This window comes from Campylobacter sp. JH32, from assembly GCF_017846535.1.
GTDB classification, from domain to species: Bacteria; Campylobacterota; Campylobacteria; order Campylobacterales; family Campylobacteraceae; genus Campylobacter_D; species Campylobacter_D coli.
This window is the reverse complement of record NZ_JAEQBS010000014.1, coordinates 22,234-28,233: the sequence shown is the minus strand read 5'-3', so window position 1 is coordinate 28,233 and position 6,000 is coordinate 22,234. Positions and strand designations below refer to the sequence as shown.

The window sequence follows — 6,000 nt, the reverse complement described above, 5'->3', positions numbered from 1 at the left end:
AAATATGAAAAATTATATAGAATAGTAGATGATAATAAACATAATCTAAGATCAAGTTTATTTCATAATGAATGGGGTATGGCAGCAGGAATATTAGGTGATTATAAATACCTAGCTAATGATATGTTTCAAAATGGTTTTAATGCAAGATTTATCCAAGCTACTATACTTTATATACAATTAAGTGGAGGAAGTAGTATATTAGATAAACCTAATTTATTAGGTGCTATTTATGGTTATGCAGATATTGCTGTAGGAAGTGGTTTAGTAGGAGTGCATAAAAATCCTTTAAGAGAACAAGAGATTAAAACCTTAGCTAAGACTTTAAAACCTGATGAATTTGGTATGCTTCCTTTTATAGATGAAATTATGGGAGTAGATTGGGTGATTGATTATAATAAATATAGAATTGCTCGTGATGAATCTGGGGATATATACAAAGCCTTAAGAAGTGATATAGTTGAGGGTAAGATAAAAGATCCAAGGGATATAGATTCTACTTATGAAAGCAGAAGAGAATTTGATCATCATAGGGGAGGGTATTATAATGGCATGGTAACTGGCTATGGAACCGATACACCTAATGATTGGAGTGAAGAAGAAGCACAACTTTTTAATGATACTTTAATATTACATGCCAAATTAGCAGCCCTAACCCCACCTCAAGGTTATCCTAATGCACCTTATTATTTTACCCCTGAAAATCTAGAATGGTATTACAAAAGACACAAATTAGATGCTAAACTTGATCCAAGAATTCCTGCTATTTATAGATATAATTTTCCGCAAGAACTTCGAGCTAAAATACTAGCTTATGCTAAAGAACATAATATAAAAGAGTGAACCACAAAAGAAAGGAAAAACAATGCAAAAAATACTTCAAATCAATTTAGAAAAAAGAAAAGCTTTAGAGAATTTCAAAAATCTAGCTTTATTAGGATTAGGTGGAACAATGCTTTTAAATTTAAAAGAACAAGCTTTGGATTTTAGTCAAGAATTAACTTATATAAATACTTATGATAAGTATTTAAATTTAAAGCTTGATTCTTTTTATATCCCTTCTACACTTTTATCTTTGCTTCAATTAACTAAGAAAAGCAAAGAAGCTTTTTATATCAATGTTTTAATCAATAGCGATACACATTATAAAAATCCTTTATTACAATATGCTATTACCCAAAAACAAGAACAAGAAAATATCGTTTTTGCTTTAAAAAATAATGAAAATCTTAATGCTTCTTTTGCAAATCTTAATGCTTTAAAATTAGCTTTAGAAGAAAAGAATTTTTATCTTAATTTTATAGACTTAAACAGCAAAGAAAGTCTTTTAAGTTTTTATAATCAAATAATAAGCAATAATCATTTTAGAAATTATTTTTATATAAAAAATAATCAATTTTTTATTAAAAAAGATATAAAAAATAAAATTGTATTTCATAGTATTCACTCTTCTTCTATTATAAGTAATTATCTTAGATTGTTAAATGATTTTAATACTTTAAGCAAGATAGAACTCATAAATATATTAGAAAGTTTAAGTTTATACAATCTTTCAACTTTAATGCAAACTATGCAAAATATACAATCAAAAAATGAATATAACTCAAAAGACTTTGATAAAGATAGTATCTTTTTATCTAATATGATTATGAATGTGAGATTGAAGTAAAAAGATAGTAGATTTGGTAAATTTAAATCTTGTTAAGTTTATTATTTAGTTCAAATAAAAAATATAAAAAAATATAGAAATTTAATAGAAAGAAGAGAAGTTTAGTTAAAAGTTTGTTTGGTGCAAGCCACAAGGGAGTTTCGCCCCTTAAGAAAAGGGGCAAGGCTAATAAGCCTTGACAGTAATTATACAAATTAGTATAATTATAAGTACGAAACGAAACATAGTTTCACCCCTTTTCTAGGGCGTGATTTTGCCACAGGGTTGCAGCCTTGTGGCAAAACCCTTAATGCAATTATACCAAACAAACTCTTTGACTTCTTAATACATTTTATTTATGATTGAATCTTATCTTTTAACATAAACAAGAAAAATATAAATTAAAAAATAAAATAATTCAACAGAAAGGAGATAAGCTTAGTTAAAAGCTTGTTTGGTTAAGCCAAAGGGAAAATTATAGCTCCCCTTAAAAAAAGGGGAAATCAAGTGTTAATAACACTTGACTATAATTATACAAAGTAGTATAATTATTACTATAATTTTGGTTAGCATTAAACTCACCTCCCTTCTGGGCGGTAAATTAACGCTAAAGGGTGGCACCCCTTTGGCGTTGCACCCTTTTATAATTATACCAAACAAACTCTTTAACTTCTTAATATAATTTATGAAAAGAATTTTTTTATTAATTTTATTTATGGTTGCACCTTTGTTTGGAGCTACACAAATAGATAATAATCACTTAATTTATGCTTAGGGCTATGGTGATATTATCAATGAAATGCTTCAAGCTGTCAAAAGTATCACAACTGAAGCAAATTTCCTATTTAAAGCGGCTTTGGATATAGGCTTTTTTAAAAAAGCAATTGATAATCAAACTAGCCCTGTAATGGAGTTTGGCAAATTGTTACTTTTAGGTGGGGTTACTTGGAATTTATTTTTAAGCTCAAGTAATGATGACAAGCATCGTTTTATGGTTTATGATGAAGTTGCAAGCAAAAGTTATGTAATATCACAACTTCCTGTGGGTATGGGTGTTAGTCTTGCTTTAATGAGTAATTTTGAAAGAGTAGTTTTAAAAAGCATGGAAAAACATTTTTCAACTCCACAATCAACAAATTTTTCTAATGCAGGTTTAGGTTTTTCACTTCAAGTAATGAGTACTTTACCAAGTGTAAAGCTTTCGGCTATTGATGCAACTTTGCAAAAAAATATTGATTTTTACTTTAGAAACTGCGTTTCAGTAGGTATCTTACTTAATCAACAAGGTAGAAATCTTTTTCAAAATTCTGATAATTTAATGCAAGATCTTTTCACAAATATAGGCAATGGCTCTCAGCTTACTCCTTTGTTTAAAAATAACAATAATGTTGAAGAACAAAGTGTTGTGCCTTGTTCTGATGCAGGTCCTCAAATCGTTGAAATGATTCAAAACGATACAGATGAAGCTATGAAGATTCATGCTGCTTTGCTTGGTATGGTAGATGATATGACAAATTATGAGCAAAAGTTCTTAGGCGCTGCACAAATCTATAACGAACAAGCTGTAAGTGCTAGATCTTATTTACAGCAATCCATGATAATGCTTGCTTCTCAAGATGCAATCATTAATACCGCTAAATCAGTAGGATTAAATCCTGCTTCTGTGGCTGCAAATACTGCTTATGCGGATCAGCAATTTTACGCAAGTATGCAAGCACAAGGACACATGGCACAAACTTATTTGCCTTTAGCTAAAGCTTATTTAACAGCTATTATCATAGGTTTGTCTTGGCTTGTTGCTTTGCTTTCTATTGTGTTTGGCTCTTACGCACATATTAAGATGTTTTTTACTCTGTGTATTTGGATAGTGCTTTGGACTCCTATACTTTGTATTATTAACTATCTAAATGATTATAATCTTATGAAAGTTGCACAAGTAATAACAGGTGGAAAAGCAGCTTTAAGCTTAGGAGATAACATGCTTATCTTTAAAGAAGTAGCAAGTAGATCAAATTTCATGAATTATCTTGTAATGAGTACTCCTGTTTTAGCTTATGCAATTGCTAAAGCAAGTGAGCAAGGATTTATAACTTTTGCTTCTGGATTATCTCAAGCTCTAACAGGTGCTTCAAGAGCTGCTGGAAGCTTTGCAAATCAGCAAGCTCTATCTACGCAAACTAGCATTGCTGCTCCTAGAGGAGATGAAGTTTGGGCGATGAATGCAGGGGTAGCATCGCTTCAATATGCAATAAATATAGATGGTGCGGTTACTAAATTTAATACTCAATCAGTTATGGGTGACAATACAAAGAATTCTGAAATCTCTAATGCAAATATGACAGGAACAAATGTTGATGGTATGATGTCAGGCGCCAAACTTAGCGCAGGAACTATGACAACTGTTAATAGCGTATCTCAAGCAAATTCTGATGCTTGGAATAAAAACTTTAATGATCAGTATTCACATATGAGTCAAAGCGGTAGAGCAAGTGCATTAAATGAAGCTAAAGGGTTTATGGAGAAAGGAGATGAAACATTTAAGAAGGCTTTTGGTAATAATTTTGGACAAGAAATAGAAAAGAGAACTGATTTAAGTGAAACAGAAAAAGCTAATATCAAGGCTTATGCAAGAGTTCAAGCAGGTGGAAGTCTATTTGGTACAGAAGCTGTTGGAGGTGTAGAAGGTAGCGTAAGCGATGAGCATGCTAGAAATAGAACGCTTTCAGATAAAGAAAAAGTTGCTTATCAGGAAACAATGGAAAGAGCTTCTCTTAAAACTCTATCTACCACAAAAGGTATGGATTCTTCTTGGAGCAATACGCTTTCAGGTGGCGATTCTACAGCTTATTCAAAAATGGTTGGATATGCTCAAAGCTATACACAAACAGAACAAGGTATTCAATCTGTCAGTACTAATAATATTGACAATACACTTAATGTGGTTGCAAGAGATCTTGCTGCAGGAGATAATAAAGACTTTAGCAGCCTTAATACAGCTCAACAAAATGAATACTTTGCAAAAGCAGGTAATTATGTATCCGATATGATTAAGAATGATCCTGCACAACTTGCACAGTATAATAGTCAATATGGCGCTCAAAGCATTGTTAGTCCAAATAATACTACTATGCCACACGCTGCAGGTATGAATTTTAAAACCATTGATGGATCAGAAAGAAGTGTTTTAACTCAATCTAATTTAAATCAAGATCAAGTAAATCAAAGTAGTAAAAGAACAAGCAACACTACAACAATGCCAGATAGCCAAGAAGTTAAGGGTGTAGCAGTCAAATCTAATTTAAACAATGAAGTTGGAGAAAAAATTAAAAAAGCCAATCATCTAATAGATGGAAAAACAGGAGATCCTGCTATACACTAAGATTAATTGAGATTAATTTCTCAATTAATCTTCATTAGAATATAAATTGTTATAAAAAGGATTAGACAGCGAAAGGGTTGAATATTTTGATATTCCGCTTTGTTTGAAATGTGTATCATAACAGTTATCTCTTTTAGGATAAGTTTTTTTGAACGGTTTATTTGTGGCGTTTATTAAAAGTAATACTAAAAATAAACACACTAAACTAATTATAAAACTTAAAATTATATGTTTAATGCCTATATTATAAATATTTATTAATAAACAGCTTAATAATATCAAAGCAAACATTACTGCTACTCCTAATCCTATTGCTATTTTATTTATTAATTTCATTTTTGGTGATTTCATATTTACTGCTTTATCCATCTTTATTCCTTTCAATTATAACTTATTCATATTTTTAATAAAATTATACCATATTTTAATAAATTTTGCAAGTATTTTTGCTATAAAATGCCTATTTTTTAGTGGTTTGAAACGGATTTCTTTTTTTATTTAACTTGGGAAAAGTCACCAAAATCTTCATCGATTTAATTGTATTTTCACGCTACTTTGTTCGCATTACTTTTAAGCATTAAACAATCAGAAGCCACGCACTTCCGATCATTTATTTTTGTAAAGTTTAAAAGTTTTTTTGTTTGTATTAAGCTAAGACTAAGCGTGGATCTTATAAAATAGTTGTAAGAAAGTTATTTTAAAAGATAGTCGATTAAATCGATTATCTTATTTACTGTCTCCAAAAAGAGAATCGTAAATTCGATTATTTCTCTAATCATAGCTACCCCCTTTCTAAACAATCGGAAGATTAGCCTTATTAGTACTTAAATACAAGCTATATTATAGCAAATTTCATTAAAAAAGCCAAGTTTTTTTGCTATAAAATACCTATTTTTTAGTGGTTTTAACGAGGTTCTTTTTTTTATTTAACTTGGGAAAAGTCACCAAAATCTTCATCGATTTAATTGTATTT

At 30.0% G+C, this 6,000-nt stretch carries 4 protein-coding genes; 3 read left to right on the top strand and 1 reads right to left on the bottom strand.

The window, feature by feature from the left end; genetic code table 11:
• The 3 genes from KAR67_RS08970 to KAR67_RS08960 form a co-directional block, all read left to right on the top strand.
• Nucleotides 1-843 (top strand): hypothetical protein (locus tag KAR67_RS08970; RefSeq protein WP_192801084.1); only part of this gene is annotated, 843 nt, incomplete at its 5' end.
• A 22-nt stretch (nucleotides 844-865) separates the two neighbouring features.
• Entirely contained in the window at nucleotides 866-1,669 is an 804-nt protein-coding gene (locus KAR67_RS08965) for a hypothetical protein (protein ID WP_060787617.1), read from the top strand.
• Nucleotides 1,670-2,435: 766 nt separating this feature from the next.
• The gene (locus tag KAR67_RS08960; RefSeq protein ID WP_320653608.1) at nucleotides 2,436-5,027 is read left to right on the top strand and encodes a conjugal transfer protein TraG N-terminal domain-containing protein; all 2,592 of its coding nucleotides are present in this window, start codon (nucleotides 2,436-2,438) and stop codon (nucleotides 5,025-5,027) included.
• A 24-nt stretch (nucleotides 5,028-5,051) separates the two neighbouring features.
• On the opposite strand, the gene KAR67_RS08955 is transcribed toward KAR67_RS08960, so the two are convergent.
• A complete protein-coding gene (locus KAR67_RS08955; protein WP_002922649.1) occupies nucleotides 5,052-5,396 on the bottom strand; it encodes a hypothetical protein in 345 nt (114 codons plus the stop codon).
• Nucleotides 5,397-6,000 lie beyond the last annotated feature (604 nt).

What these genes read in the sequence shown, in the direction of transcription:
- KAR67_RS08955 (WP_002922649.1), bottom strand. Translation starts at nt 5,396, where the DNA reads ATGGATAAAGCAGTAAATATGAAATCACCAAAAATGAAATTAATAAAT.
- KAR67_RS08965 (WP_060787617.1), top strand. Translation starts at nt 866, where the DNA reads ATGCAAAAAATACTTCAAATCAATTTAGAAAAAAGAAAAGCTTTAGAG.